Raw genomic sequence first — 23,555 nt, forward strand, 5'->3', positions numbered from 1 at the left:
CTCACTCATCGTCGGTCACCTCCTCGGCGGGCTTGCCGGTGAGAGAGAGGAACACGTCGTCGAGCGTGGGCCGCCGGACGGCGATGTCGTCGATCGTCACGTCCGCGTCGTCGAGCGCGCGCACGGCGTCGGCGATCGGGACGTGTCCCGGCACGGTGACGAGCGGGAACTCGGCGTGGACGTCCTCGCAGATGCCCCTGAGCGCCTCGACGGCCTTGGCCTCGTCCCCGGTGTCGCGCAGCTTGACCTCGAGCCGCTCGCCGCCCATGCGCGCCTTGAGCTCGTCGCTCGTGCCCTCCGCGATCACCAGCCCGTGGTCGATCACCGCGATCCGATCCGCGAGCCGGTCGGCCTCGTCCAGGTACTGCGTCGTCAGCAGCACCGTGGTGCCCTCGGCCACTCGCGCCTCGATCGTCTCCCACAGGCCGATCCGCGAGCGCGGGTCCAGCCCCGTCGTGGGCTCGTCGAGGAACACGACCGGCGGGTGGGCGACGAGCGCGGCCGCCAGGTCCAGCCGGCGCCGCATGCCGCCGGAGTACGTCTTGGCGGGACGGTCGGCGGCGTCCGTGAGCTCGAAGCGCTCGAGCAGCTCGTTCGCGCGCTCACGCGCGGTCGGCTTGCCGAGGTGGTAGAGGCGCCCGACCATGTCGAGGTTCTCGAAGCCCGTCAGGTTCTCGTCGACGGCCGCGTACTGGCCGGCGAGGCCGATCTGGCCCCGGAGCGCCTTCGCGTCGGCCTTGACGTCGAGCCCGGCGACGCGCGCGGAGCCCGAGTCGGCCTCGAGGAGGGTGGTGAGGATGCGGACGGCGGTTGTCTTCCCGGCCCCGTTGGGCCCGAGCAGGCCCAGCACGGACCCGGCCTCGGCACGCAGGTCCACGCCACGCAGCGCGTGCACCTTGCCGTAGGACTTCTGCAACCCCTCCGCGATGATCGCTGGGTCCGGCACAGCGGCGGACCGTACCGGAGCCCGGTCGGCCAAGGAGTACGGTCTGGCACACTCTTTGGGTGCCGGTTCGCTATCTGATCGCGTTGCTGGGTGTCGCGATCGCGGCCGGCGTCGCCGTCGCGTCGGCGCCCGCGCAGGGCAGCGCGAAGGCCACCGCGACCGCCGCGGTGATCACCGGCGACCTCGGCCGCGTGGCGCGTGTGCGCTCCTCCGGCGAGGACTCGGCGTCCAGCAGCGTGCCCGCCGACACGCCGGACGGGATCGTGCTCGGCGACGGCTTCGTATCCGTCTCCACGTCGGTCTCGACGCTCTCCGCGGAAGCGCAGGCGGAAGCCGACGACCTCGAGCTCTTCGGCGGCCTCGTGACCGCCTCGATCGTCTCACGCAAGGCGGTGACGACCGGCGGGAAGGTCAAATACAGCGGCACCGTCCGCGGGCTGACCTTCGGCGACGAGGAGATCGACGAGGTCAAGGGCACGAAGACCTACCAATTCCTCGAAGGCCGGATCACGGCCAACAAGGGCGGCGCCGGGCTGATCGTCGAGCTGACGACCGAGGTCGACGGCATCCCCGCGGGGACGAAGGTCGTCGTGGCCGACGTGTCCGCGAGCGCCTCCGGCAGCGGTGGCTCGTCCACGCCCGACCCGGATGCGACGGCCACACCGACCGCGTCGCCCACCCCCACCGCCACGCCGAAGGCGACGGCCACCCCGAAGCCCAGCAAGCCCAAGCGGACGTGGCGCCAGCGGTTGATGGGCACCGCCTTCGTGTTCCCGGTCGGCGGGCCGGCGGACATCGGCGGCCCGTTCGGCGCGCCGCGCGCGAGCACGGGTCGCCCGCACGAGGGCAACGACATCTTCGCCGACTTCGGCACGCCCGTCGTCGCCGTGGCCGACGGCGAGCTGGCCAACGTCGGCACGCTGCCGATCTCCGGCAACCGCCTGTGGGTCTACGCCGACAGCGGCGACCAGTTCTTCTACGCGCACCTGTCCGCGTTCTCCGCCAACGCCGTCAACGGCCGCCGCGTCGAGGCGGGCGAGGTGCTCGGCTACGTCGGCAACACCGGCGACGCGGAGCCGACCCCACCCCACGTCCATTTCGAGATCCACCCCAACGGCGGCGACGCCGTGGACCCGAACGCGTTCCTGGTCGCCTGGCAGAAGCGGGCCGGCGCGACGTCCCGGCCCGACACGGCCGAACGTCCGGGAGCGCTCGTCGAGGTCCGTGATTTCATCGAGGAGCAATGAGCGACGAGAACGCCGCCAAGCCGTCGCTGATCGAGCGCCTGCGCGACCAACGTGAGACCCACCGCGACCGCTCGAAGATCGTGCGCGTCGGCTTCGTCATCGTCGGCTTCACGGTCCTGCTCGCGGGCATCGCGATGATGGTCCTGCCCGGCCCGGCGCTGGCCGTCATCCCGATCGGCCTCGCGATCCTCTCGCTGGAGTTCGCCTGGGCCGCCCGGCTGCTCGAAGTCGCGCTCGAGCAGGCCGAGAAGGCCAAGCAGAGCGCGAAGGAGACCACGAAGACGCAGCGGATCGTGGTCGCGGTCGCGACCGTCCTGGCCGTCGGCGCGATCGCCGCGGCCGTGCTGGTGTGGGGCATTCCCGGCTGGGTGCCCGTCATCGGCGACTGGCTCTGAGCGGCGGGCGGGAAGCGCGGGCGCCGCGGCGGCGTCTTGCGGGACATGACGTCGCCCCTCACCAGCAGTCCCACTGACATCGCGCTCGCCAACTTCGAGCTCATCACCGCCGAGTCGGTCACGCTCGCCGACGCCGAGCGGGTCGTCTCACCCGACCACGTCAACCACGAGGCCCACAACGAGCCGCTGGAGTGCCGAGCGCGCGGCCCGCGCGGGCTGCTCGCCACCCGCGCCTGGCTGCGCGCGGCCTTCTCGCGCTTCGAGATCGAGCCGCTGGACGTCGTGACCGACGGCGAGCTCGTCGCCTTCCGGTGCGCGGTGACCGTCCACCACACGGGCGACTTCGCGTTCTTCGACCCGGCCGGCCGGGTCAAGGACGCCTTCCCGCCGACGGGGCGCGAGGCGACGATCTTCCAGTCGCACTGGTTCACCATCCGCGACGGCCTCGCGCTCGAGCACCGGGCGGTGCGCGACGACCTCGGCATGGCGGTCCAGCTCGGCTGGGTCCCGCCCAAGCCGCCGTACCTCGTCGGCATGGCGCTGGCCAAGCGCCGCACCCAGCGCGCGGTCGACCGCGGCACGGCGCCGTGGCAGGCCTGAACTTAAACGTCCAGGACGTTTAAGTTAAGGCCTTGGGTCTTTAGGTTGTCGCCCAGACGCCCGTCGCGGCCGTGCGGCGGGCGAACTCACCGAAGTCGCGCGGCGCGCGGCCGAGCGCGCGGCGGACGCCGTCCTGGGGCTGGGCGTTGCGGCCGTCGAGCAGCTCGGTGAACAGGAAGACGACGAAGTCGGCGAGCTCGGGCGGCGCCGCGGCGCGGTACTGCTCGGGCGTGATGCGGGTGAAGCGCAGCTCGCGGCCGGTCGCCGCGGCCAGCTCCGCCACGGCCTCGTCCATGCGCAGCGCACGCGGGCCGGTGAGCTCGTAGACCTGGCCGGCGTGGCCGTGTTCGGTCAGGGCGGCGAACGCGACGTCGGCGATGTCCTCGGCGTCGACGAACGGCTCGGGCGTGTCGCCGGCCGGCAGCGCCACGTCGCCGCTCAGGACGCCGTCGAGCATGAAGCTCTCGCTGAAGTTCTGCGCGAACCAGGAGCAGCGGACGATCGTCCACGGCACGCCCGCGCCCGCCACCTCCTGCTCCGCGCGCTGGGCCTCCGGCTCGCCGCGACCGGACAGCAGCACGAGCCGGCCGACGCCCGCCGCCTCCGCCTGACGGGCGAACGCGCCGAGGATGTCCGCCGCGCCCGGCATCGCGAGGTCGGGGTAGTAGGCGAGGTAGGCGGCGTCGGCGCCCGCGAGCGCGGCGGCCCAGGTGGAGCGGTCCTCCCAGTCGAATCCGGTGGCGCGGGAGGCGGGGCGGACGGCGACGCCCGCGGCGGTGAGACGCTCGATGATGCGCGTGCCGGTCTTGCCGGTGGCGCCGGTGATCAGCGTGGTCATGGACCGGATTGAACCGGCCTGGCGCTGGACGATCCATAGTTGAAGTGCGCGTATCCATGCGTCATCGTCCACGGCATGGACGCGATCGCTGGCCTGCTCGACGGACCTCGCGCCCGCGGCGCGTTCCTGCTGAAGCTCGCGTTCGACGGTCCGTGGTCCGTGCGCATCCAGGACGAGTCGCCGATCGCGGTCATCTCGGTCGTGCGCGGCGCGGCGCTGATCTTCGGCGACGGCGACGAGCCGATCCGCCTCGAGCCGGGCGACGTGGCCGTCGCGCGTGGCCCGCGGCCCTACACGATCGCCGACGCCACCGGGACGCCCGTCCAGGCCATCGTCCATCCCGGCCAGGAGTGCAAGACGCCCGACGGCCAGGAGCTCAAGCTCGCGTGGGCGCTCGGCACGCGCACCTGGGGCAACGCCGCGGACGGCGCCGCCGTGCTGATGACCGGTGTCTACGAGTCCGCCGGCGAGATCTCCTCCCGCCTGCTGCGCGCGCTCCCGCCGCTGCTCGTCCAGCGCCTGGACTCGCCGCTGATCGCGCTGTTGGCCGACGAGATCGTCAAGGACGAGCAGGGCCAGGAAGCCGTGCTGGACCGCCTGCTCGACCTGATCCTGATCGCCGTCCTGCGCGCGTACTTCGCCCGCCCCGAAGCCCCGGGCTGGTACCGCGCGTACGCCGACCCGGTCGTCGGCCCGGCGATCCGGATGCTCCACTCCGAGCCCGCGCACCCGTGGACGATCCAGGAGCTCGCGCACCGCATCGGCGTCTCCCGCGCCGCGCTCGCCCGCCGCTTCAACGACCTCGTGGGCGAGCCGCCGATGGCGTTCCTCACGGGCTGGCGGATCGCGCTCGCCGCCGACCTGCTGCTCGAGCCGGGCGCGACGGTCGGCTCCGTCGCCCCGCAGGTCGGTTACGGCTCGTCGTTCGCGCTCTCCACGGCCTTCAAGCGGCTGCGGGGCATCTCCCCGCAGCAGTATCGAACGGCTACGGGGACTTGACGATCAGCAGCACGCCCGCGCCGACGGTCAGCAGCGTCGACGTGACGCCCTCGGCCGAGTAGACGAGCTCGGAGAACTCGACGAGCTCCTTGGCGTTGGAGAGCGTGTTGGCGACGACGAGCAGGCCGCGGTCGCGCAGCACGCGCACGAGGTCCGGCCAGTAGGACGCGTACTCGCGGCGCTCGGCGTCGAGGAAGATCAGGTCGAACGAGCCGTCCTCGAAGGCCGCGAGCGCCTCGGCGGCGTTCTGCGTGCGGACCTCGACGCAGCGGTCGACCTCGGCCTCGATGAGGTTCTTCTGCGCGAGCGCGGTGCGGTCGGCGTCGATGTCGAGGCTGAGGACCGTGCCGCCGACGGCCTCGGCGGCGTCGCCGAGCCAGATCGTCGAGTAGCCGTTCGAGGTGCCGACTTCCAGCACACGGCGCGCCCCCAGCGTGCGGACGAGCACGCCCAGCAGCTCGGCGGCCTCCGGCTCGACGTTGCGCAGGGCCTCGGGCACGTCGCGGCCGTGCGCGTAGAGCTCGTCCAGGAAAGCTTGGCGATTCGCGTCCATCAGGCGGAGACCTCGTCGAGTTTGGCGACTTCGCTCGGATCGAGCGTGAAGGACGGGAGGATGCCGCGCAGCTGCTCGACCGTGCGGGCGCTCGCGATCGGGGCGACGATGCCGGGCTTGGAGCGGAGCCACTCGATCGCCACCGCGCCGACCGTGACGCCGCGCGTGAGCGCGATCTCGTCCAGCGCGTCCAGCACGTGCTCGCCGCGCGGATCGGACAGGTACTTGGAGACCATGCCCTCGCGGGCCACGCCCTCGGCGGACGCGTTGCGGTACTTGCCGGTCAGAAAGCCTGCGGCGAGCGCGTAGTACGGCGCGACCGCGAGGCCGCGGGAAGCCACGATCGGCGCGTAGTCGCGCTCGTAGCCCTCGCGCTCCATCAGGTGGTAGTGCGGCTGCAGCCACACGTACGGCGCGAGGCCTTCGCGCTCGGCCAGCTCCAGCGACTCCACGAGCCGGTCCGGCGGCACGTTGGACGCCGCCACGTTGAGGACCTTCCCGTCACGCACCGTCCGGTCGAACGCGCGGACGGTCTCCTCGACCGCCACCGAGCCGTCGTCCTTGTGGGCGTAGTAGAGGTCGATGCGATCGGTCTGCAGCCGTGCCAGGGACGCGTCGACGTGCGCCGCGATGTTCTCCGCCGACAGCCCGCCGTCCGACCCGACCTTGGTGGCGAGGACGAGCTGGTCGCGGTTGCCGCGCGCCGCCGTCCACTCGCCGATGATCGTCTCCGAGATGCCCATGTTCGGGCGCATGTACGTGTCGGCGGTGTCGATGAAGTTGCCACCGGCCTCCACGTAGGCGTCCAGCACGGCCCACGACTCGTCGCGATCCGCGGTCCAGCCGAACACGTTGCCACCCAGGCAGAGTCCGTAGACGTCGAGAGCCATTAGCGACAAGCGTACGAAACGAAAGCGGGCGCCCGATGGGCGCCCGCTTACAACACTCGTTTCTTGACGCTGTCTACGCCGCGGTGCCCGCGGTCGGAGTGCTCGACGGCGACGAGGTGGTCGAGGTGTACTCGAACTCCTCCTCGGCCCCGAACAGCGCGTCGAGGACCTTCTTGCGCAGCCCCTCGGAGAGGGCGAGCGCGACCGCGCCGCCGACGACGCCGAGCAGGAGGACACGACCGAAGCCGCCGCCGCTCTTCTGCTTCTTGGGCGCCTCGTAGAGGGCCACGCTTGCATCACGCACGCCGCCGGCCGTCTCGCGGATGTGCTTCTGCAGCTTCTTGTCCTCGAAGAGCTGCTTCGCAGGGCTCTTGCCGTTGCTCAGCCGTCCGTACGCGTCACGAGCGGACTCGAAGCTCGTGACGAGGCTCTGCCGCAGATCCTCGTCGTCGATGAGCCGCTGGACGTACGGGTTGGAGCGGGCCGACTGGGCAGCCTGCCCGGCCTTCTTGACCTTCTTGTTCGCCATGGCTCCTCGCTTGCCTCGCTTTCTAACTGAAGTCTTGGGGCCGAGCATACCCCGCCCGGCCGTTTACGAGTGCGGCGTCGAACACATCGCCGATCTCACTCACCCACACGAATTCCAGGTTCTCCAGCAGCGCCGGAGGGAAGTCCTCGGCGTCCCGCTCGTTGCGACTGGGCGCCAGCACGCGCTTGACGCCCGCCCGCTGCGCGGCCAGCGCTTTCTCCTTCAGGCCGCCGATCGGCAGCACCTGGCCGGTCAGCGTCAGCTCGCCCGTCATCGCCACGTCGTCGCGCACCGGAGACCCGCTGACGAGCGACATCAGCGCCGTCGCCATCGTGATCCCGGCCGACGGTCCGTCCTTCGGGATCGCGCCCGCCGGCACGTGGATGTGCACGTCGTGCTCGGCGAACCAGCCGTCGGGCAGCGCGTCGGCGTGCCCGCGCACGTAGGACATCGCCGCCTGCGCGGACTCCCGCATGACGTCGCCCAGCTGACCGGTGATCGTCAACTTGCCCTTGCCGGGCATCGCGGTCGCCTCGACGAACAGCACGTCGCCGCCGACCGGCGTCCACGCGAGGCCCGTGGCCACGCCCGCCGGCTGCGTGCGCCGCTTGACGTCGGGGGTGAAGCGCGGGCGCCCGAGCAGCTCCCGGACCTTGGGCGCGCTCACCGAGACCTTCTTGGCGTGCTTGCCCTCGGCGACGCTGAGCGCGACCTTGCGGCAGACCGACGCGATCTCGCGCTCGAGCCCGCGCACCCCGGCCTCCCGCGTGTACTCGCTGATGATCGCCTTCAGCCCCGTGTCCGAGAACGCCACCTGCGATTTCTTCAAGCCGGAGCGGTCGATCTGGCGCGGCACCAGGTAGCGCTTGGCGATCTGGAGCTTCTCCTCCTCGGTGTAGCCCGCGAGCTGGATGATCTCCATCCGGTCGCGCAGCGGGCCCGGGATCGTGTCCAGCGTGTTCGCCGTCGTGATGAACAGCACGCCCGACAGGTCGAACGGGACGTCGAGGTAGTGGTCGCGGAACGTCGAGTTCTGCTCGGGGTCGAGCACCTCGAGCATCGCCGACGCGGGGTCGCCCCGGTAGTCCGCGCCCATCTTGTCGATCTCGTCGATCATGAACAGCGGGTTGGCGGCGCCCGCGTCGCGCAGCGCGCGGATGATCGTGCCCGGCATCGCGCCGATGTAGGTGCGCCGGTGGCCGCGGATCTCGGCCTCGTCGCGCACGCCGCCGGCGCTGATGCGCTCGAACTTGCGACCCATCGCCCGCGCGATCGACTTGCCCAGCGACGTCTTGCCGACGCCGGGCGGGCCGACGAAGCACATGATCGAGGAGCCGGTGGCGTCGGGCTTGAGCTTGCGCACCGCCAGGAACTCGAGAATCCGCTCCTTGACCTTGGCGATGTCGTAGTGGTCCTCGTCGAGCACCTCACGAGCGTGCGCGATCACGAGGTTGTCGTCGGTGTGCACGCCCCACGGCAGCGACGCGATCCACTCCAGGTAGGTGCGGATGACGCCGTGCTCGGCGGCCGCCTGCGGGAGCTTCTCCAGCCGCGAGAGCTCGCGGTCGGCCTGCTTGCGCACGTCCTCGGGCAGCGCGAGCTCGGCGAGCTGGCCGCGCAGGTCGTCGACCTCGGCCTCCGCCGGGTCCTTCTCCCCCAGCTCCTCCTGGATCGCCTTCAGCTGCTGCCGGAGCACGTACTCGCGCTGCGAGCTCTCCATCTCCGACATGACCTGGTTCTGGATCTTGGAGCCGATGGCGACGATGTCGAGCTCGCGAGCCAGGACCTCGGTCAGCATCCGCAGGCGCTTGCCGACGTCGACCTCCTCCAGCAGCGCCTGCTTCTCCTCGACCTTGATCCGCAGCGCGCCGGCGATCAAATGCGCGAGCGAGGACGGCTCCTCGACGTTCGCGACCGCCATCTGCAGCTCTTCGGGCAGGTACGGGACCTCGTCGATGATGCGTGTGAACGTCTGCTGGACGTTGCGCATCAGCGCGGTCAGCTCCGGGCCTTCCTCGACCACGTCGGGCAGCTCGGAGACCTTCGCCACCAGGTAGGGCTCCTCGCCCTCCCAGGACTCGATCTTCACGCGCTGGCCCGCCTGGACGAGGATCCGCAGCGACCCGTCCGGGACCTTGAGCATCCGCGCGACGGTGCCGGCCACGCCGACCGTGTGCAGCTCGTCCGGGCCGGGCGTGTCCAGGTCCGGGTCCTTGGAGCCGAGCATCACGAGCGTGCGGTCGCCCGCCAGCACGTCGTTGACGAGCTGGATCGAGCGCTCCTGGCCGACGGCCAGCGGCGTCAGGGTGTCCGGGTAGGTGACCGTGTCCCGGAGCGGCAGCACCGGCAGCCGGTCGGGGAGGCCCTGGGGGAGCTCGTCCTCGGTGGCGCTCACCGCTCCGTCCCGCGGATCGGGACGGTGCGGGGATTCGACGGGCGGCTCAACGGCAGCTCGACGGTGAGGATGCCGTCCTCGTAGGTGGCGTCGGCGGCGTCGGCGTCCACGTCGGCGCCGAGCGCGACGACGCGCCGGAACGGCCCGCGCTCGATCTCCATCTGCTGGTACACGCGGTCGTCGGACGGCGTGTCCGGCTCCCGCTGGCCCGACAGGAGCAGCTCACGGCCCTGCACCTCGAGCGAGACCTGGCCCGGGTCGATGCCCGCCAGGTCGGCGCGCACGATCGCCCGCGGCGGGTCGCTCGCGTAGTACACGTCGACGGCCGGCGAGAAGCCGCCACGTCGCTGCGGCGCGAAGCCACGATCGAAGAGCTCGTCCATCTGACGGCGCATTCGTTCGAAGTTCGCAAAGAGATCTCGCTCCTGAGCCATACGAATGTCCAAGGCTAACGGGCGCTGATCCCTGTACGGTGCCCGGATGCTCCGGTCGTTGGCGGCTCTTGCCCTGCTCCCATTCTTCGTGCTCGTCGCGCCCATCCACGCGGAGGAGCTGAGCTCGCAGCCACCCGTCATCAAGTCGGTCGCGTTCACGAGCCCCGCGAGCGGCACGGTGACCGTTCCGGTGACGGCCACGGACGACAACGGCTTGGGGGAGGCCGTCGCGGCGATCGACGGCAAGCAGGCCGCGACCGCGCTGTTCACCACGTGTGGCGACGACGGCGCGTGCACGGCGAAGCTCTCGATCGACACGACCAAGTACCCCAGCGGTGAGCGCGATGTCGACGTCCACGTCACCGACACCGACGGCAACCGCAGCTTCACCTACGGGATGTCGATCACGTTCGACAACCCCGACGTGACGCCCACGCCGACGCCGACCCCGGAGGCGACGGTCACGCCGGAGGAGACCGCGACGCCCTCCCCGACGCCGACCGTGCAGCAGCCCCACGACCGCCCGACTCCGACGCCCACGCCGACCCCGATGCCGCTCGGCGAGATCGGCATCCTCGGCGACGAGGCCACGCGCTACACGACCCGTGATTTCCTGAGCATCCCGAAGCGCCCGCGCGCGTCGAAGGTCGGCGCGCTGACCATGACCGCGCGCTGCCCGCTGCCGAAGACGTGCTCGCTGCGCGTCTCGCTCACGCGGGCGGGCAAGAGCTACGGCTCCGGCCGCGTGACGGTCGGCTCGAAGAAGAGCGGGAAGCTCACGCTCAAGCTCACGAAGGCGGCGCGTGCGGCGCTCAAGAAGAAGCCGCAGTCGCTGCGGCTCACGGTCGCCGGCTACCCCGGCGTCGTCATCACGCTGCGCTAGTACGCGGAAGGACGCACGAGGCGGGTGTCGACCGCCATCGGCTTCTCGGTCGGCTGGCCGAAGTAGAAGCCCTGGCCGAGGTCGACGCCCAGCTCGGCCATCGCGCGGAACTCGTCGACGCGCTCGACGCCCTCGGCGACGACCTTCGCGCCCAGCTCGTGCGCGCACTCCACGAGCGCCTTCACGAGCGCGCGGCGGCCGACGGAGTGCTGGATGCCGGAGGTCAGCGCGGTGTCGATCTTGGCCACGTCGGGCTTGATCAGCTCCAGGCAGGCGAGCGAGTCCGGGCCGCCGGAGAGGTCGTCCAGCGCCACGAGCGCGCCGCGCTTGCGGTGCTCGGTCGTGATCGCGAGCAGCAGGTCGCGGTCCAGGCAGCGCTCGGGCTTGACCAGCTCGAGGCAGATGCGGGACGGGTCGGCGTTGAGCCGGCCGACGACGGGCCACGTGGTGCGCATCGTCGACTCGACGTCGAGCGACGCACGCGGGTCGACGTTGACGAAGAGGATCTCGCCGGGCGGCAGCAGCGGCAGCCCGACCTCGAGCGCCGCGGTGCGGGCGCGGTAGTCGAAGGAGAAGAGCGCGTCGTGGGCCTCGGCGGCCGCGAGCAGCTCGCCGCCGCGCAGCTCGACCGCGCCGAGCATCCCGCGCATCAGCGCCTCGCGGCCGTAGGCCAGCCCGGTCGTCAGGTCGACGATCGGCTGGAAGTGCGGCCGCATCCGGCCGTGCGAGAGGAACTCCGGGAACCAGTCGGTGCGGGTGCGGTCCAGCAGCGTCTCGGCGGGCACCGGGAGGCTCTGCTCGTCCGCGAGGCGGATCGCGAACAGGCACGCGCGCTCGGAGACCGACAGCGCCTTGATCAGCGTCCGCAGGCGCTCGTCCCAGCCCGGCCCGGCCAGCAGCAGCCCCTCCACGGCGATGTCCCCCGCCGCGGGTTCCGTGGCGAGGTGCTCGACCTTGTAGAGGACGGACGGGCGGTGCGACAGCAGTCGCACGCCGTCCATGGCGGCCGTGGCAGAGGTCACAACCACCTCATCGGCCGCAGGTAAGCGAATCTTTACTTTCCGACGGTGAAGATCAGACCTTCGCGGGCCGGCTCGATCGGCCCGTCGTAGGCCCGCGCGGCCTCGGAGATGACCCAGTCCGGGCCGGCCTCCTCGGCGAAGTGCGTCAACACCAGCCGTTTCGCGCCGGCGGCCGCCGCGTGCTCGCCGGCCTCGAAGGGCGTCAGGTGCCCGCGGTCGTCCGGCGGCTCGGGCTCGAGCAGCGTCGCCTCGACCATCAGCACGTCGGTGCCGGCGGCGAACGCGACCAGGTCTTCACTCGGACCGCAGTCGGCGCCGAAGGTGAACCGCGCGCCGCCGTCCGAGAACTCGACCGCGTTGGCCGGGATGTAGTGCGGGACGGGCTGGAAGCGCACGCCGAGCCCGCCGAGCGTCAGCGCCGCCGCGGGGTCGTAGATCGTCAGGTCGAACGCCAGCTCGATGTGGTCGGCGCTCATGCTGCCGCCCTCGCACAGGCGCGCGAAGACCTCCCGCGCCCCAGGCGGCGCGTACAGCTTCGGGCGCGGCGCGGCGCCCTCCCACGGCCGGTAGCGGATGCCGGACGCGAAGGGCACGAGGTCCATCACGTGGTCGGCGTGCAGGTGGGTGATGACCACCGCGTCGACCCGCTCGTACGGGAGGCGCGTGCGCAGCTTGGCGAACACGCCCGGGCCGCAGTCGAGCAGCACGGACTGCCCGCCGCCTTCGACGAGATAGCCCGAGCAGGCGCCGTCGGCGTCCTGCCAGGCCGGGGACTTGCCCAGGACCGTGATGCGCACCTTCTGTCAGACCCTCCTGCGCCGAGAGGCTACAGCGAGCGCCAGCACACCGAGGATGCCGCTGATCACAGAGCCGGCGAAGATGCCGACCTTGGCGCTGTCCACGAGCGCCCGATCGTCGAACGCGAGCTCGGCGATGAACAGCGAGACGGTGAAGCCGATGCCCGCCGTCGCGGCGATCCCGGCCAGCTCCGAGCGCCGCATGCCCTCCGGCAGCGCGCCGCCGGCCCGCAGCGCCGCGAGCGTCGCGCCGGAGATGCCGAGCAGCTTGCCGACCACGAGGCCGGCGACGATCGCCCACGTCAGCCGGCTCGAGAGCGCGTCGCTCAGGACGCCGCCGCCGAAGTCGACCCCGGCGTTGGCGAGCGCGAACAGCGGCACGACCACGAACGCGCTCCACGGGTGCAGGCCGTGCTGCACGTGCTCACCCCGCGCGACCGGCAGCAGCAGGCCGACGACGACGCCGGCGATCGTCGCGTGGATGCCCGACTCATGCACGGCGATCCAGAGCGCGATCGCCAGCGGGATCCACAAGCGCGGTTGCCACCACAGCGCGATCGCGAGCACGGCGGCCGCGAGCAGCCACAACGCCGACACGCCCTCGGCGTAGAAGACGGCGATGATCACGATCGCGATGATGTCGTCGACGATCGCGATCGCCAGCAGGAAGACGCGCGCGCCCTCGCTCACGCGGTCGCCGAGCACCGTGACCAGGCCGACGGCGAACGCGATGTCGGTCGCGCACGCGATCGCCCAGCCGTCGAGGCCCTCGCCGCCGCCGATCAGCGCGACGAAGATGACGATCGGCGCGAGCACCCCGCCGACCGCCGCGACGGCCGGCAGCGCGGCCGTGCGCGGGCTCTGCAGCCGCCCGTCGACGAGCTCACGCTTGATCTCGAGGCCGACCACGAGGAAGAACAGCGCCATCAGCGCGTCGTTGACCCAGTGGTGCAGGTCGAGCGGGCCGAGCTCGGTGCTCCAGAACCCGTCGTAGTCGAGGCCCGCGTTGGCCCAGATCAGCGCGACGACGGTGGCCGCGAGGATCGCGAGCCCACTCGCCGACTCCTCGCGTAAGAACTCCTTGACGGCTCGGACCACGAGCCGCCCACCCTACTCGTGGAGCGCGGCCTGCTCCTGGGCGGACGGGAACGCCCAGCCGACTTGACGGCGGCGCTCCTGGCGGAACACGAAGCGCATCTGGCTCGGGGGCCGCAGCCCGTCCGGATGGTCGGGGCGGTACGTCGGGCAAGCCTCGTCGAGGTTCAACGCGCAGAGGCCGTTGCGAGCGAAGAAGCAATCCTCGCACGACGGTTTCTTCGACCTCTTGGCACGCGGCGGCGTGGCAACTGCTGACACCCGGAAGGACCCCTCGTTCACGACTCGGTCACAGGACGTGGTCGATCAAAGCGGAGCCACGGGGGTCGTTCAAGGCCTTGCCAAGCGGCTCTCCCGCAAAACGCAAGGATTCCATGAAGACCCCGCAAATACGGACTTTTTGCAGGTTTTATGCGCGGTTTGCGGGATTGCCACCCCGCAATCTCCGTGGTTTTCGCGCCTGTCAGGCTGGAGAGGATGGGCGGCGGCTTGCAAACCCTGGTAACCGGCGTCTCGGGATACGTCGGCGCGGCGCTCGTGCCGCGCCTCGTCCGCGATGGCCATGACGTCCGCGGCTTCGCCCGCTCGGCTGACCGCGTGCGCGCCGCCGGCGCCGAGCTCGACGATCTCGTGCTCGGGGACGCGACGACCGGCGCCGGCCTCGAGCGCGCGCTCGACGGCGTCGACGTCGCCTACTACCTGATCCACTCGATGGAGGGCGTGGACGGCGCGTTCGTGGACGTCGAGCGCCGGCAGGCCGAGGCGTTCGCCGCGGCGGCCGCGGCGGCCGGCGTGCGGCGGATCGTCTACCTCGGCGGGCTCGTGCCCCACGACGGCTCGATCTCGCGCCACCTCGCCTCGCGGCTGGCCGTCGAGCAGGCCCTCCTCGACGCGGTGCCGGAGTCGATCGCCCTGCGCGCCTCGCTCGTCGTCGGCGCGCGTTCGCGCTCGTTCCGCTTCCTCGTGCGGCTGATCGAGCGCCTGCCCGTGCTGGCGCTCCCCGCCTGGCGTGTGCACCGCACGCAGCCGATCGACGGCCGCGACGTGCTCGAGTTCCTGGCCGCCGGCGCGATGCTCGACGCCCGCCACGCGGGCCGGGCGTGGGACCTCGGCGGCCCGGACGTGATGAGCTACCAGGACCTCATGCGCCGTATCGCTGACGTGATGATGGTCGACCGACCCGCGATTGGCCTCGCGTTCAACTTCACCCCCGTGGCGTCCGTGGTCGCCGCGGCGGTGGCGGGCGAGGACCCGGGGCTGATCGAACCGCTGATGGAATCACTCGAATACGACCTCATCCCCCGTGACGATGGCGCCGCCGAGGCGTTCGGGGTGAGACTGCACCGCTTCGAGGCGGCGGTGGAACGAGCCCTGCGCGACATGGAGGTGCAACCCCGATGACCGTGGTACGTGCGCAGATCGACATCGATGCACCCCCGGAGGCGGTGTATGAGGTCATGCTCGACCCCGAGCGCCTGCATGAGTGGGTGACAATTCACCGCAAGGTCAATCGCACGGATTCCGGTACACCGCGCAAGGGGTACGAGATGGACCAGACGCTGTGCCTGCGTCATGCGAACTTCAAGGTGCACTGGACGCTCACCCAGGCCGACCGCCCACACGCCGCGACCTGGGAGGGCAAAGGCCCCGCGGGCTCTTACGCCCGCACCGCCTACCGCCTCGTCGCGAAGGGTGAAGGCACGCATTTCGAGTACGAGAACGAGTTCAAGGCACCGGGGGGATTCCTCGGCGCGGCGGCGAGTCGCGTGGTCGTCGGCGGCGTACCTGAACGTGAGGCGAAAGCGTCACTTCAGCAACTCAAAGCGCTCCTGGAACGCTGATCGGCAACGGTCCGTGCGGCGTTAACCCCGGTAGTGGTCTACCGTTCCGGGACATCCAGTTAATGCCCTAGCTCGGAGTCACACTCAGATGGCTGACTTTCTCGACGAGAAGCGCAAAGAGATCCAGGCGCGCTTGAAGGAGCTCAAGCCCTACGTCGAGGAGTACGAACTGCTCCAGGCGGCCGAGAGCGCGCTGAGCGGGATCGGCAACGGGACCCCCCGGGCGGCCAAGCCCGCCGCCTCCACGGCGGCACCGGCGCGTCGCGGACGGCCGAAGGGCGCCGCCGGTACCGGCCGTCGCGGCCGGCCCAAGGGCGGCGGCGGCACGCGCGCCGCGCAGGCGCTGGACCTGGTCAAGGAGCGCCCCGGCATCACCATCCCGGAGCTCGCCGAGGCGATGGGCATCCAACAGAACTACCTGTACCGCGTCCTGCCCGGCCTCGCCGAGGAGGGCAAGGTCACCAAGTCCGGCCGCGGCTGGCACCTGCGCGAGGGTGTCGCAAGCTGACGTAGGGGTATGTGAGTCCCCGCGATGAGGGGACTCACACTGATCTGCGCCGCGCTGTGCATCGTCGCGTCGCCCGCGCAGGCCAAGACCTACAACGGCATGGCGTTCGCCGGGCCGACGATCTCCGGCGACAGCGTCGTGTGGGGCACCGAGTACAGCGACGGCAGCGGCGCGGTGAAGGTCGGCGGCCGAATCGTCGCGCGCTTCGAGCGCATGACGGGCAAGGGCGAGAAACGCCAGTTCGGCGGCACGCCGGGTGCCGTGAGCGCCTCACCCACACGCATGGCCTACACACTCGACGACTCGCGCCAACTGCCCGGCGGCGACGGCGACTCCGGGGCGAGCACGGTGAGCGTCCAACCGCTCGTCTCCGTCGACGGCTCGCCCTTCACCAACCCACTCGGTTGCGACGCCGCGTATGTGACCACCGCGATCGACGGTGACACCGTCGTGCTCGGCGTCGACGACGAGCCACCGTGTGGCGGCGTGTACGTCGACGGGCGCAAGATCGCCGAGGCGGAGCCCTGCCAGGTCCGGATCGCCGGTCCCTACGTCGCCTGGCGCACCAGCCCGTGCGGCGGCAGCGCGACGATCACGGTCGCCGACCGGGTGAGTGGCGCGGTGGTCGCCTCACTCACACCGGCGAAGGGCGTACGCACCTGGGGTGTGTTCGACCTTGACGAGAGCGGCAACATCGTCGCCGCCGAGGGTGAGCGCGTCGTCGCCTTCTCGCTCGCCGACCCACGCCGGTACGTGCTGGCGAAGAAGAGCTGGAGCTCGACCGTGGCGACCGCCGATGGCCGCGCCGCGTTCATCACCGTCGACGAGAACGTCGGGCCGGAGCGCCTGCTGCTCACCGACCTCAGGGGCAAGGTCCTCGAGCGCCTCGACCGCTATGGCAAGCGCCGCTGGCCCGAGGGCGAGATCGCGCTCACGGACCGATGGGTGGCGTGGAGCGTCAAGCGCGACATCTACGACCACCCGACCGGTCCGGGCAACGTGTTCCTGAAGCGAATCGGCTAGCTGACGAGGCCGAGCTTGACGACGGCCTCGCGCTCCTCCTGGAGCTCGGCGACCGTCTTGTCGATCCGCGCCTGCGAGAACTCCGGCACGTCGAGGCCCTCGACGATCGTGTACTCGCCGCCGGCCGTGGTGACCGGGAAGGAGCTGATGATGCCCTCCGGGACGCCGTAGGCGCCGGTCGACGGGACGGCCATCGAGACCCACTCGCCCTCGGGCGTGCCGTTGACCCAGTCGTGCACGTGGTCGATCGCGGCGGACGCGGCCGAGGCGGCGGACGAAGCGCCGCGCGCCTCGATGATCTCCGCGCCGCGCTTGCCGACGCGCGGGATGTACTCGTTCGCGACCCAGTCCTCGTCGCCGACGGCGTCCCAGGCGCGCTCGCCCTTGACCTTGGCGTTGAACAGGTCGGGGTACATCGAGGGCGAGTGGTTGCCCCAGATGGCCATGTTGGTGATCTCGGAGACGGCAGCACCCGTGCGCTGGGCGAGCTGGGCGATCGCGCGGTTGTGGTCCAGGCGCGTCATCGCCGTGAAGCGCTCCTTCGGCACGCCGTCCGCGTTGGAGGCGGCGATCAGCGCGTTCGTGTTCGCCGGGTTGCCGACGACGAGCACCTTGATGTCGTCGGCGGCGCCGGCGGCGATCGCCTCGCCCTGCGGCTTGAAGATGCCGCCGTTGGCCTCGAGCAGGTCGGCCCGCTCCATGCCCTTCGTACGCGGGCGCGCGCCGACGAGCAGGGCGATGTTCGCGCCTTCGAACGCCTTGTGGGCGTCGTCGTAGACGTCGATGCCGGCGAGCAGCGGGAACGCGGAGTCGAACAGCTCGAGCGCGGTGCCCTCAGCGGCCTTGACGCCCTGAGGGATCTCGAGGAGGTTCAGGTGGACGGGCTTGTCAGGGCCGAGCAGCTGACCGGAGGCGATCCGGAAGAGCAGCGCGTAGCCGATCTGCCCGGCCGCTCCGGTGACGGTGACGGTGGTGGCCATTCGCAGCAGACTACGAAGTCCGGCCTGGTCATTTGCCTGTCAACATTCATCTCACGTGTTCGGCGGCGGCTCCTCTCTCCAACTTTTCCGGCTGTTCGGCTTCCGCGTCGGGGTCCACCCGTCGTGGTTCCTGATCCTCTTCTTCTGGATCTTCTGGCTCAACAGCTCGTTCGACGAGGCGATCACCTCGCCGGGCCAGGGCTTCATCGCCGCGGTCGTCGCCGCCGCGATCTTCTTCGGCTCGATCGTGCTGCACGAGCTGGGGCACGCGTTCGCCGCGCGCCGTGAGGGGATCGGCGTCGGCGGCATCGACCTGTTCTTCTTCGGCGGCTTCATGAGCGCCAACCGTGACTCCGAGACGCCCGGCGAGGAGTTCCGCGTCGCCGCCGCCGGCCCCGCCGTCACGCTCGTGCTCGCGACCGTCCTGGGCGCCGCGGCGTACGCCATGCTCGGCGACGGCACGCTGGACGCCGCGTTCTTCTACGACCGCTCCGGCTCGCTGATCGAGGTGGTCGTCGCCTTCAGCGCGCTGGCGAACGCGTTGCTGTTCGTGCTGAACATGCTCCCCGCGTTCCCGCTCGACGGCGGCCGCATCGTCCGCGCCATCGCCTGGCAGCTGACCGGCAACCGCCACGGCGCGACGAAGTTCTCGGCCTACCTCGGCCAGGGCTTCGCCGCGCTGATGATCGGCTACGGCGTCTTCATCCTGATCACGTCCAGCGACGCGTTCGGCGGCCTCTGGTACATCGTCCTGGGCTGGATGCTGGGCGGGTCCGCGCGCGCCGCGATCTCCCAGAGCAACTTCGTCACCCGCCTGGAGGGCATCACCGCGGGCGACATCATGGACGCCGAGCCCGTGACGATCCCGGCGGGGGTCCCGGCCACCCAGGCCTATGACGAGTTCTTCCTGCGCTACCAGGGCTGGCCGTGGTTCGCGGTCACCGAGAGCGACGGCACGTTCGTCGGCCTCGCCCATCGGGCGGCGGTCGAGCACACGGCGCTGCGGGAGGACGGCTCGGTCGCGATCCGGACGCTCGTCGGCGACTCCGAGCAGGTCCGCACCGACACGCCGCTGGAGTCGCTGATCCAGTCCGAGCCGCTGCGCCGCCTCGGCGCGCTGATGGCCGTGGACGCCGAAGGCCGGCTCCGCGGCGTGGTCACGCTGGACCAGGTTTCGCGCGCCTTGCAGGCGCGTCTCGCACCCTCGTAACGAACGTCACATTTATCGGGCGCGATCTATATGGTGCGCGCCATGCCCGCGCATGATGTGCTGATCATCGGCGCCGGTCTCGCCGGACAGCGCGCCGCACTGGCGGCAGCGCGACAGGGCGCGACGGTGGCGATCATGTCCAAGGTCCACCCCGTGCGGTCGCACTCGAACGCGGCCGCCGGAGGCATCAACGCCGCGCTGAACCCGGACGACTCGTGGGAGTCGCACGCCTTCGACACGATCAAAGGCTCCGACTACCTCGGCGATCAGGACGCGATCGAGATCATGTGCCGCGAGGCGCCCGACGAGGTGCTGTGGCTCGAGCACGCGGGCGTCACCTTCCACCGCAACGCCGAGGGCAAGCTCGGCACCCGCGCGTTCGGCGGCGCGTCCGCGGCGCGCACGTACTACATCGCCGACATCACCGGCCAGGCGCTGCTGCACGTGCTCTACGAGCAGCTGATGAAGCACCACGAGCAGATCGACCGCTACGAGGAGTGGTTCATCACCGACCTCGCGCAGGACGACGACGGCCGCTGCGTCGGGGCGATCGCGCGCAACATCCGCGACGGCGCGATGGAGCTGTTCAGCGCCAAGTCGACGATCCTCGCCAGCGGCGGCGCGGGCCAGTGCTTCAAGCCGTCGACCAACGCGCTGATCTGCACGGGCGACGGGATGGCGCAGGCCTACCGGATCGGCGCGCCGCTGATGGACATGGAGATGGTCCAGTACCACCCGACCACGCTCGCGGGCGTGGGCATCCTGATCACCGAGGGCGCCCGCGGCGAGGGTGCGCACCTCTACAACGCCGACGGCGAGCGCTTCATGGAGAAGTACGCGCCGAACAAGCTCGAGCTCGCCTCGCGCGACGTCGTCTCCCGCGCCGAGCAGACCGAGATCAACGAGGGCCGCGGCTTCGAGGACGGCACGGTCGCGCTGGACATCACGAAGGTCCCGCGCAAGCGCACGCTGGAGGCGCTGCGCGAGATCGTCAACATCGGGCGGGACTTCGCGGGCGTGGACATCACGCGCGAGCCGATCCGGATCCGCCCCGGGTGCCACTACATCATGGGTGGCGTCAAGGCCGACATCCACGGGCGCACGGCGGTCGACGGGCTGTACGCGGCGGGCGAGGTGGCGTGCGTGTCGGTGCACGGCGGCAACCGGCTCGGCGCGAACTCGCTGCTGGACACGCTGATCTTCGGCCGCCGCTCCGGTGAGCACGCCGCCAAGCGCGCCGCCGGGCTCGGCAAGCCCAAGCCGGTCCGCGCGCAGCTGCACGACTCCGAGCGCGCGATCGGCGCGATCATGCGCCGCACCGGCGGCCGGCGCGTGTCCGAGATCCGCGAGGAGCTCGGCACGATGATGAACGAGAAGGTGGCCGTGTTCCGCGACCACGAAGGCCTGACGGACGCACATTCGATCGTCCGCCGCCTCAAGGACGAGGCGAAGAACGCGACGATCGACGACCACGGCACGGTCTTCAACCAGGACGTGCTCGGGGCGCTCGAGCTCGGCTACATGCTCGACGTGGCCGAGTGCATCGTCGTCGGCGCGCTCGAGCGCAAGGAGTCGCGCGGCGCGCAGTTCCGCACGGACTTCCCCAAGCGCGACGACGAGCACTGGCTCAAGCACATCCTCGAGTCGCGCAACGGCGACGACACACCGCAGGTCAGCTACTCGCCCGTGACCATCACCCAGTGGGAGCCGCAAGAGAGGACGTATTAGGTGCCTGACTACACGCTCCGCATCCGTCGCTATTCGCCCGAGAACGGTGATGCGGCCCACTGGGAGGACTTCCAGGTCGACCTCGACGGGAGCCGCTCGGTGCTGGACGGCGTGCTGCAGGCCAAGGACCGCGAGGACGGCTCGATCGGCATCCGCTGCTCCTGCCGCGCGGGTATCTGCGGGTCGTGCGGCGTGCGCATCAACGGCAAGCCCAACCTCGCCTGCCGCACGCACCTCGACGAGGCACACGCGCGCGCGGCCGACGGGGTGATCGTGGTCGAGCCGATGGGCAACATGCCCGTGCTCAAGGACCTGATCGTCGACATGGACGCGGTGCACTGGAAGAAGATCCAGCGCGTCACCCCGTGGCTGCTGCCGGACGGTCCGCCGCCCGAGCGCGAGTACGTCGTCCCGCCCGACAACATGATCGACGTCACGCAGACGATGGCCTGCATCCAGTGCGGCGCGTGCGTGTCGGACTGCCTGTCGATGGAGGTCGACCCGCTCTTCATCGGGCCCGCCGCGCTCGCGAAGGCCTACCGCTTCGTCGGCGACCCGCGCGACGGCCACCAGGAGCAGCGGGTGCGCGACCTGGCCGAGGACCCGCACGGCCTCTACGACTGCACGCACTGCTTCAACTGCATCGAGGCGTGCCCGAAGGGCGTGGCGCCGATGTCGCAGATCATGCGGCTGCGGCGGATCGCCGGTGACGACCACCACGTCGAGGACCGCAACAACGGCCACCGGCACGAGATGGCGTTCGTCAAGAACATCGAGAAGAACGGCCTGCTGCACGAGGCGGACCTGCTGCCGGACTCCTACGGCGGCAAGCTGCACCCGCGCGCGGTGCCGGAGCTCGTGAGCTCGCTCCCGATCATCCTGCGCGCGCTGCAACGCGGGAAGGTCACGCCCGCCGGGGCGCTGCTGCACAAGCACAAGGCGCCGAAGGACGTGAAGCGGATCTTCCGCGACATCGAAGGCCGCGAGGAGCGCTACGAGCTCAACCTCTACGTCGCCGGTGAGGAGGAGGACGCGTCATGAAGGTCGCCTACTGGCCGGGCTGCGTGAGCCGCGGCTTCGCTCCGGAGCTGCACGGCTCGATGGCGCGCGTGGCGCCGCTGCTGGACATCGAGCTGGTCGAGCTCGACCGCGCCGCGTGCTGCGGCGCCGGCGTGATCGCCGAGCACAACCAGGAGCTCGCGGACACCCTGAACGCGCGCACGTTCGCCCTCGCCCAGCAGGAGATCGCGGGCGGCGCCGAGCTGATGATGAACATCTGCTCGACCTGCCAGGGCGCGCAGAGCGAGTGCCAGGAGCGCCTGGACGGCAACACGCCCTACCGCGACCACGTCAACGCGACGCTCGCGGCCGAGGGGTTGACCTACGAGAAGGGCATCACCAACAAGCACTTCCTCTGGCTGCTGGTGGAGGAGATCGGGCTCGACGAGGTGCGGCGCCGCGTGAAGCGCCCGCTTACGGACCTGCGCGTCGGGCCGTTCTACGGGTGCTACATCGTGCGGCCTTCCAATCGGCTCGGGATCGACGAATCCCACCCGCGTGACACCTACCTGCACCAGCTGATCGACGCGCTCGGCGGGACCGTCGTCGACTACGCGGGCCAGTACAAGTGCTGCGGTTTCCCGATCATCACCATGAACAAGGAGGCCTCGTTGAAGCAGGCGGGCCGGCACGTGGGCGACGCGACGGACGCGAACGCCGACTGCCTCGTCACGCCCTGCCCGCTGTGCCACCTGAACCTCGACCTGCAGCAGCCGGCGGCGGCCGCCGTGGTCGGCCGGCCGCTGAACATGCCGGTGCTGCACCTGCCCCAGCTCCTCGGGCTCGCCCTGGGGCTGGAGCCGAAGGAGCTGGGGATGAACAAGCACGTCGTCAAGCCGTCGTCGGTGATCGACTGGACGACGTCGGTGGTCGCCGCTGCCTAGGGAAGCCCGGACTCCGCGCGCAGGGCTTTGATCAGCGCCGCGTGGCGCCCCGCCGCCAGGTCTCCGAACGGGTCCTTGGTGTAGCGGCGCAGCGTCGCGTAGTCGAGGTTGTAGGCGGCGCGCGCGGCGAGGATGTGCTCCGGCGCGTCGGTCAGCGTGCGGTGCGCGGTGTGCATCGCGCGCACGAGCCGGACGCGCCCGGGCAGGAACCACACGAGCAGCACGAGCGAGGGCAGGCCGAAGACGAGCCAGCCCGCCCAGTTGGACGCGGTCTCGGTCTTCTCGACCTGCTCGACACCCAGCCGGACGATCCGCCCGCCCTGCTCGTCACCCGTGGACCGCAGCGCGCTGGTGGCACCCGCCGGCGCCTGGCGGAGCGTCCCGCCGAGCTGCTCGCCGACGAGCGGGATCCCGTTGACCGCGCTGCCCGCATCCGCGAACGCGCCGTCCACGGCGCTCGCCGTGTTGCGGGTGGTCGCCGAGATCGCCCGGCCCGAGTCCTGGATGCTGCGCCCGACCGACGTCAGCTCGAGGATGCCGTCGTGCACCTTCATCCCCGTCCAGGCGAAGACGATCAGCAGCGCGACGATCACGAGGTCACGCGTGGCGGTGCGGGTGCGCGCCGTGGCGGACGCGGGATAGAGGCGCATGGTCGCGCCCTACCCAACAACGACGCAGGGCGGGCCCGAAGGCCCGCCC

The 23,555-nt window shown here is 70.9% G+C and carries 26 protein-coding genes; 13 read left to right on the forward strand and 13 right to left on the reverse strand.

From position 1 onward, the window contains the following. Nucleotide 1: 1 nt before the first annotated feature. Nucleotides 2-946, reverse strand: a complete 945-nt coding sequence (locus OJ997_RS20635) for an ATP-binding cassette domain-containing protein (RefSeq protein WP_270027118.1) — start codon at nucleotides 944-946, stop codon at nucleotides 2-4. A gap of 59 nt (nucleotides 947-1,005) precedes the next feature. Here OJ997_RS20635 and OJ997_RS37695 point away from each other — a divergent pair, with 59 nt between their 5' ends. The 3 genes from OJ997_RS37695 to OJ997_RS20650 are packed head-to-tail and all read left to right on the forward strand — an operon-like array spanning nucleotide 1,006 to nucleotide 3,188. Beyond that, nucleotides 1,006-2,193: a M23 family metallopeptidase gene (locus OJ997_RS37695; RefSeq protein WP_270027119.1), complete on the forward strand. Its 1,188-nt coding sequence runs from the start codon at nucleotides 1,006-1,008 to the stop codon at nucleotides 2,191-2,193. Further along, nucleotides 2,190-2,588: a PGPGW domain-containing protein gene (locus OJ997_RS20645; protein WP_270027120.1), complete on the forward strand. Its 399-nt coding sequence runs from the start codon at nucleotides 2,190-2,192 to the stop codon at nucleotides 2,586-2,588. The genes OJ997_RS37695 and OJ997_RS20645 overlap by 4 nt, the downstream gene beginning before the upstream one ends. Nucleotides 2,589-2,633: 45 nt before the next feature. Further along, nucleotides 2,634-3,188, forward strand: coding sequence for an ester cyclase (locus OJ997_RS20650; RefSeq protein WP_270027121.1), 555 nt, complete (start codon nucleotides 2,634-2,636; stop codon nucleotides 3,186-3,188). A 40-nt stretch (nucleotides 3,189-3,228) separates the two neighbouring features. On the opposite strand, the gene OJ997_RS20655 is transcribed toward OJ997_RS20650, so the two are convergent. Then, complete coding sequence (locus OJ997_RS20655; RefSeq protein ID WP_270027122.1) at nucleotides 3,229-4,026, reverse strand: NAD(P)H-binding protein; 798 nt, start codon at nucleotides 4,024-4,026, stop codon at nucleotides 3,229-3,231. 75 nt (nucleotides 4,027-4,101) lie between these two features. Between OJ997_RS20655 and OJ997_RS20660 the strand changes: the two genes are divergently transcribed. After that, complete coding sequence (locus OJ997_RS20660; RefSeq protein WP_270027123.1) at nucleotides 4,102-5,025, forward strand: AraC family transcriptional regulator; 924 nt, start codon at nucleotides 4,102-4,104, stop codon at nucleotides 5,023-5,025. On the opposite strand, the gene OJ997_RS20665 is transcribed toward OJ997_RS20660, so the two are convergent. The 5 genes from OJ997_RS20665 to OJ997_RS20685 all read right to left on the reverse strand — a co-directional run bounded on the left by OJ997_RS20665 (nucleotide 5,012) and on the right by OJ997_RS20685 (nucleotide 9,787). After that, entirely contained in the window at nucleotides 5,012-5,578 is a 567-nt protein-coding gene (locus tag OJ997_RS20665; protein WP_270027124.1) for an O-methyltransferase, read from the reverse strand. The genes OJ997_RS20660 and OJ997_RS20665 overlap by 14 nt on opposite strands. After that, nucleotides 5,578-6,468 carry an aldo/keto reductase gene (locus tag OJ997_RS20670; RefSeq protein ID WP_270027125.1) on the reverse strand — a complete coding sequence of 297 codons (891 nt, stop codon included), beginning with the start codon at nucleotides 6,466-6,468 and terminating at the stop codon, nucleotides 5,578-5,580. The genes OJ997_RS20665 and OJ997_RS20670 overlap by 1 nt, the downstream gene beginning before the upstream one ends. 73 nt (nucleotides 6,469-6,541) lie before the next feature. Beyond that, nucleotides 6,542-6,997 (reverse strand): hypothetical protein, encoded by a 456-nt coding sequence (locus OJ997_RS20675; protein ID WP_270027126.1) that lies wholly within the window; start codon nucleotides 6,995-6,997, stop codon nucleotides 6,542-6,544. A 22-nt stretch (nucleotides 6,998-7,019) separates the two neighbouring features. Further along, on the reverse strand, nucleotides 7,020-9,392 hold the full coding sequence (gene lon, locus OJ997_RS20680; RefSeq protein ID WP_270027127.1) for an endopeptidase La: 2,373 nt from the start codon (nucleotides 9,390-9,392) through the stop codon (nucleotides 7,020-7,022). Then, a complete protein-coding gene (locus tag OJ997_RS20685; protein ID WP_270027128.1) occupies nucleotides 9,389-9,787 on the reverse strand; it encodes an Hsp20/alpha crystallin family protein in 399 nt (132 codons plus the stop codon). The genes lon and OJ997_RS20685 overlap by 4 nt, the downstream gene beginning before the upstream one ends. 85 nt (nucleotides 9,788-9,872) lie before the next feature. Between OJ997_RS20685 and OJ997_RS20690 the strand changes: the two genes are divergently transcribed. After that, nucleotides 9,873-10,709, forward strand: a complete 837-nt coding sequence (locus OJ997_RS20690; RefSeq protein ID WP_270027129.1) for a hypothetical protein — start codon at nucleotides 9,873-9,875, stop codon at nucleotides 10,707-10,709. Here OJ997_RS20690 and OJ997_RS20695 read toward each other — a convergent pair. From OJ997_RS20695 to OJ997_RS20710, 4 genes are read right to left on the reverse strand one after another with little or no spacing between them, the layout of a single operon-like run. After that, complete coding sequence (locus OJ997_RS20695) at nucleotides 10,706-11,731, reverse strand: EAL domain-containing protein (protein ID WP_270027130.1); 1,026 nt, start codon at nucleotides 11,729-11,731, stop codon at nucleotides 10,706-10,708. The genes OJ997_RS20690 and OJ997_RS20695 overlap by 4 nt on opposite strands. A gap of 32 nt (nucleotides 11,732-11,763) precedes the next feature. Further along, the gene (locus OJ997_RS20700; protein ID WP_270027131.1) at nucleotides 11,764-12,528 is read right to left on the reverse strand and encodes an MBL fold metallo-hydrolase; all 765 of its coding nucleotides are present in this window, start codon (nucleotides 12,526-12,528) and stop codon (nucleotides 11,764-11,766) included. A 6-nt stretch (nucleotides 12,529-12,534) separates the two neighbouring features. Continuing rightward, nucleotides 12,535-13,626, reverse strand: a complete 1,092-nt coding sequence (gene nhaA, locus OJ997_RS20705; RefSeq protein ID WP_270027132.1) for a Na+/H+ antiporter NhaA — start codon at nucleotides 13,624-13,626, stop codon at nucleotides 12,535-12,537. Between the two features lie 12 nt (nucleotides 13,627-13,638). Beyond that, nucleotides 13,639-13,794, reverse strand: coding sequence for a hypothetical protein (locus OJ997_RS20710; protein WP_270027133.1), 156 nt, complete (start codon nucleotides 13,792-13,794; stop codon nucleotides 13,639-13,641). 318 nt (nucleotides 13,795-14,112) lie between these two features. Here OJ997_RS20710 and OJ997_RS20715 point away from each other — a divergent pair, with 318 nt between their 5' ends. From OJ997_RS20715 to OJ997_RS20730, 4 genes are all read left to right on the forward strand, one after another. Next, the gene (locus OJ997_RS20715; protein WP_270027134.1) at nucleotides 14,113-15,024 is read left to right on the forward strand and encodes an NAD(P)H-binding protein; all 912 of its coding nucleotides are present in this window, start codon (nucleotides 14,113-14,115) and stop codon (nucleotides 15,022-15,024) included. Further along, nucleotides 15,021-15,464, forward strand: a complete 444-nt coding sequence (locus OJ997_RS20720; RefSeq protein WP_270027135.1) for an SRPBCC family protein — start codon at nucleotides 15,021-15,023, stop codon at nucleotides 15,462-15,464. Before OJ997_RS20715 ends, OJ997_RS20720 begins: the two co-directional genes overlap by 4 nt. Before the next feature lie 88 nt (nucleotides 15,465-15,552). Continuing rightward, nucleotides 15,553-15,972, forward strand: coding sequence for a hypothetical protein (locus tag OJ997_RS20725; protein ID WP_270027136.1), 420 nt, complete (start codon nucleotides 15,553-15,555; stop codon nucleotides 15,970-15,972). A gap of 24 nt (nucleotides 15,973-15,996) precedes the next feature. Next, entirely contained in the window at nucleotides 15,997-16,995 is a 999-nt protein-coding gene (locus OJ997_RS20730; RefSeq protein ID WP_270027137.1) for a hypothetical protein, read from the forward strand. On the opposite strand, the gene OJ997_RS20735 is transcribed toward OJ997_RS20730, so the two are convergent. Continuing rightward, a complete protein-coding gene (locus tag OJ997_RS20735) occupies nucleotides 16,992-17,975 on the reverse strand; it encodes a malate dehydrogenase (RefSeq protein WP_270027138.1) in 984 nt (327 codons plus the stop codon). The genes OJ997_RS20730 and OJ997_RS20735 overlap by 4 nt on opposite strands. A 55-nt stretch (nucleotides 17,976-18,030) precedes the next feature. Here OJ997_RS20735 and OJ997_RS20740 point away from each other — a divergent pair, with 55 nt between their 5' ends. From OJ997_RS20740 to OJ997_RS20755, 4 genes are read left to right on the forward strand one after another with little or no spacing between them, the layout of a single operon-like run. Continuing rightward, on the forward strand, nucleotides 18,031-19,185 hold the full coding sequence (locus OJ997_RS20740; RefSeq protein ID WP_270027139.1) for a site-2 protease family protein: 1,155 nt from the start codon (nucleotides 18,031-18,033) through the stop codon (nucleotides 19,183-19,185). A gap of 42 nt (nucleotides 19,186-19,227) precedes the next feature. After that, nucleotides 19,228-20,913, forward strand: a complete 1,686-nt coding sequence (locus tag OJ997_RS20745; RefSeq protein ID WP_270027140.1) for an FAD-binding protein — start codon at nucleotides 19,228-19,230, stop codon at nucleotides 20,911-20,913. Beyond that, the gene (locus tag OJ997_RS20750; protein ID WP_270027141.1) at nucleotides 20,914-21,954 is read left to right on the forward strand and encodes a succinate dehydrogenase/fumarate reductase iron-sulfur subunit; all 1,041 of its coding nucleotides are present in this window, start codon (nucleotides 20,914-20,916) and stop codon (nucleotides 21,952-21,954) included. Next, nucleotides 21,951-22,856 carry a CoB--CoM heterodisulfide reductase iron-sulfur subunit B family protein gene (locus tag OJ997_RS20755; protein WP_270027142.1) on the forward strand — a complete coding sequence of 302 codons (906 nt, stop codon included), beginning with the start codon at nucleotides 21,951-21,953 and terminating at the stop codon, nucleotides 22,854-22,856. The genes OJ997_RS20750 and OJ997_RS20755 overlap by 4 nt, the downstream gene beginning before the upstream one ends. On the opposite strand, the gene OJ997_RS20760 is transcribed toward OJ997_RS20755, so the two are convergent. Then, nucleotides 22,853-23,506, reverse strand: a complete 654-nt coding sequence (locus tag OJ997_RS20760) for a hypothetical protein (RefSeq protein WP_270027143.1) — start codon at nucleotides 23,504-23,506, stop codon at nucleotides 22,853-22,855. The two genes, OJ997_RS20755 and OJ997_RS20760, sit on opposite strands and share 4 nt — an antisense overlap. Nucleotides 23,507-23,555 lie beyond the last annotated feature (49 nt).

The organism is Solirubrobacter phytolaccae, from assembly GCF_027587195.1.
GTDB classification, from domain to species: domain Bacteria; phylum Actinomycetota; class Thermoleophilia; order Solirubrobacterales; family Solirubrobacteraceae; genus Solirubrobacter; species Solirubrobacter phytolaccae.

Excerpts from the sequence above, each read along its gene's own strand:
- OJ997_RS20655 (WP_270027122.1), bottom strand. The coding sequence starts at position 4,026 with ATGACCACGCTGATCACCGGCGCCACCGGCAAGACCGGCACGCGCATC.
- OJ997_RS20745 (WP_270027140.1), top strand. The coding sequence starts at position 19,228 with ATGCCCGCGCATGATGTGCTGATCATCGGCGCCGGTCTCGCCGGACAG.
- OJ997_RS20760 (WP_270027143.1), bottom strand. The coding sequence starts at position 23,506 with ATGCGCCTCTATCCCGCGTCCGCCACGGCGCGCACCCGCACCGCCACG.
- OJ997_RS20735 (WP_270027138.1), bottom strand. The coding sequence starts at position 17,975 with ATGGCCACCACCGTCACCGTCACCGGAGCGGCCGGGCAGATCGGCTAC.
- OJ997_RS20730 (WP_270027137.1), top strand. The coding sequence starts at position 15,997 with ATGAGGGGACTCACACTGATCTGCGCCGCGCTGTGCATCGTCGCGTCG.
- OJ997_RS20645 (WP_270027120.1), top strand. The coding sequence starts at position 2,190 with ATGAGCGACGAGAACGCCGCCAAGCCGTCGCTGATCGAGCGCCTGCGC.
- OJ997_RS20685 (WP_270027128.1), bottom strand. The coding sequence starts at position 9,787 with ATGCGCCGTCAGATGGACGAGCTCTTCGATCGTGGCTTCGCGCCGCAG.
- OJ997_RS20675 (WP_270027126.1), bottom strand. The coding sequence starts at position 6,997 with ATGGCGAACAAGAAGGTCAAGAAGGCCGGGCAGGCTGCCCAGTCGGCC.
- OJ997_RS20755 (WP_270027142.1), top strand. The coding sequence starts at position 21,951 with ATGAAGGTCGCCTACTGGCCGGGCTGCGTGAGCCGCGGCTTCGCTCCG.
- OJ997_RS20650 (WP_270027121.1), top strand. The coding sequence starts at position 2,634 with ATGACGTCGCCCCTCACCAGCAGTCCCACTGACATCGCGCTCGCCAAC.
- OJ997_RS20690 (WP_270027129.1), top strand. The coding sequence starts at position 9,873 with ATGCTCCGGTCGTTGGCGGCTCTTGCCCTGCTCCCATTCTTCGTGCTC.
- OJ997_RS20720 (WP_270027135.1), top strand. The coding sequence starts at position 15,021 with ATGACCGTGGTACGTGCGCAGATCGACATCGATGCACCCCCGGAGGCG.
- OJ997_RS20670 (WP_270027125.1), bottom strand. The coding sequence starts at position 6,468 with ATGGCTCTCGACGTCTACGGACTCTGCCTGGGTGGCAACGTGTTCGGC.
- OJ997_RS20665 (WP_270027124.1), bottom strand. The coding sequence starts at position 5,578 with ATGGACGCGAATCGCCAAGCTTTCCTGGACGAGCTCTACGCGCACGGC.
- OJ997_RS20725 (WP_270027136.1), top strand. The coding sequence starts at position 15,553 with ATGGCTGACTTTCTCGACGAGAAGCGCAAAGAGATCCAGGCGCGCTTG.
- OJ997_RS20660 (WP_270027123.1), top strand. The coding sequence starts at position 4,102 with ATGGACGCGATCGCTGGCCTGCTCGACGGACCTCGCGCCCGCGGCGCG.